Origin of the sequence: Melaminivora alkalimesophila (assembly GCF_000282995.1) — a bacterium.
GTDB classification, from domain to species: domain Bacteria; phylum Pseudomonadota; class Gammaproteobacteria; order Burkholderiales; family Burkholderiaceae_C; genus Melaminivora; species Melaminivora alkalimesophila.
In genome coordinates this window covers 1-2,003 of record NZ_ALEE01000714.1, presented here as the reverse complement: position 1 = coordinate 2,003, position 2,003 = coordinate 1, and the positions used below count along the sequence as shown (strand labels likewise).

Annotated in this window: 2 protein-coding genes; both read left to right on the top strand. The window is 73.6% G+C overall.

Features of this window, described 5'->3' with window-relative positions; all coding sequences use genetic code 11:
• Window positions 1-823, top strand: an 823-nt coding sequence (locus A612_RS17435; RefSeq protein ID WP_158000173.1) for a DUF6683 family protein, incomplete at its 5' end; no start/stop codon positions are given.
• Window positions 824-907: 84 nt separating this feature from the next.
• Window positions 908-2,003, top strand: a 1,096-nt coding sequence (mnmE, locus tag A612_RS13875) for a tRNA uridine-5-carboxymethylaminomethyl(34) synthesis GTPase MnmE (RefSeq protein ID WP_019375063.1), incomplete at its 3' end; no start/stop codon positions are given.

The following is a 2,003-nucleotide window of genomic DNA, read 5'->3' as shown; positions in this document are numbered from 1 at the left end:
GAGGGACTGGCTGGCGGGCTACCGCCGTGAGGTGGCGCGCCCCAATGGGCTGGACGTCGCCAACCTGGCGGATGCGATGACGGCCTACGTCCTCTCGTCGTGGGTGCTGGTGCAGGGCACCCGCATCGATTCGCCGCAGAGCATCCGCGCCGTGCGCGACCGCATGCGCGTGCGCCTGGCGCAGCAGCCGCAGCTCGCCCGCATGGGCGCGGCCGAGCGGCAGCGCCTGGGCGAGGCATTGATCTACCACACGGTGCTGAACCTGGCCAACAGCGCCCACTTCGCCCGCAGCGCGCTGCAGGCGCTGGGCAGCCCGGACGCCGCCACACGCCAGCGCGCCATCGCACAGGTCCAGGAGGCGCCACAGCGCTACGCGCCGCCGGTGCTGTATGCGCTGTCGCACGTGCTGATGCAGCAGGGCCGCAACGACCAGGCGATGTTCTGGTTCTATGCCGGCCAATTGCGCGGGCGCTACGATGCCAACCGCTGCGCCGACGTCTCGGCGCGCCAGGCCATCGCCGTGCTCAACCAGCGCTACGGCGGGCCGATCAACCAGTACGCTTTCCGCCACCTGCCGCAACTGGAGAAGACCGTGCAGGAGGTCCTGGCCTGGGATCGGCGCACCCCGCACGACTACGACCACCGCTGGATCAACCTGCACGGCATGGGTGCCTTCGGTGCCTCTGGTGGCGGGGAAGGGCCTGCGGCGCTGAGCCTGCCCGAGGCGCAGTGGCCGGCCATCGCCGAGCAGACCCGCGTGGATTACCTGAAGGGCTTTCAGGAGGCCATGGCGCGCATGGGCCGGCGGCCGGACCAGCGCTGAGGCGCGGCGCCGTGCCCGGCCGGGGGCGGGCGCGCGGGCGCGCGCCGCGGTATCCTCCAGGCCGCCGCTGCCTCCCCCCGCCCCATGCTGTCTGGACACCACGACCCCATCGCCGCCATCGCCACCGCGCCCGGGCGCGGGGCCGTGGGCATCGTGCGCGTGTCCGGCCGCGGACTCGCGCCCTTCGTCCAGGCGCTGCTCGGGCGCGCGCTCGTGCCGCGCCACGCGCACTACCTGCCGTTTCCCGGCGCCGACGGCCAGCCCATCGACCAGGGCCTGGCGCTGTACTTTCCCGCGCCGCACAGCTACACCGGCGAGGACGTGCTGGAGCTGCAGGCGCATGGCGGGCCGGTGGTGCTGGAGTTGCTGCTGGCGCGCTGCCTGCAGGTGGCCGCGGAGGGCAGCCTGGCGCGGCTGCGCCTGGCCGAGCCGGGCGAGTTCACGCAGCGCGCGTTCCTGAACGACAAGCTGGACCTGGCGCAGGCCGAGGCGATTGCCGACCTGATCGACGCCAGCACCGAAGCCGCCGCGCGCAGCGCCAGCCGTTCGCTGGCCGGCGCCTTCTCGCGCGAGATCCACGCGCTGCGCGACGCGCTGGTGCACCTGCGCATGCTGGTGGAGGCGACGCTCGACTTTCCCGAGGAGGAGATCGACTTCCTGCGCCAGGCGGACGCGGCCGGGCAGCTGGCACGCCTGCAGGAGCTGCTCGAAGGCGTGCTCGGGCGCGCGCGCCAGGGCGCGCTGCTGCGCGAGGGCATCAAGGTGGTGATCGCCGGCCAGCCCAATGCCGGCAAGAGCTCGCTGCTGAACGCGCTGGCAGGCGCGGAGCTGGCCATCGTCACGCCGATCCCCGGCACCACGCGCGACAAGGTGCAGCAGACCATCCAGATCGAGGGCGTGCCGCTGCACGTGATCGACACCGCCGGTCTGCGCGAGGCCGGCGACGAGGTCGAGCGCATCGGCATCGAGCGCGCCTGGCAGGAGATCGCCGCGGCGGACGCGGTGCTTTTCCTGCACGATCTCACGCGCCTGCACGAGCCCGAGCACGGCGCGGCGGACGACGCGATCGCCGCCACCCTGGCGCAGCGGCTGCCGGCCGGCGTGCCGGTGATCGACGTGTGGAACAAGAGCGATGCCGCAGCGCCGCCGGAAGGGCCCGACGCGCCAGCCGCCGGCCTGC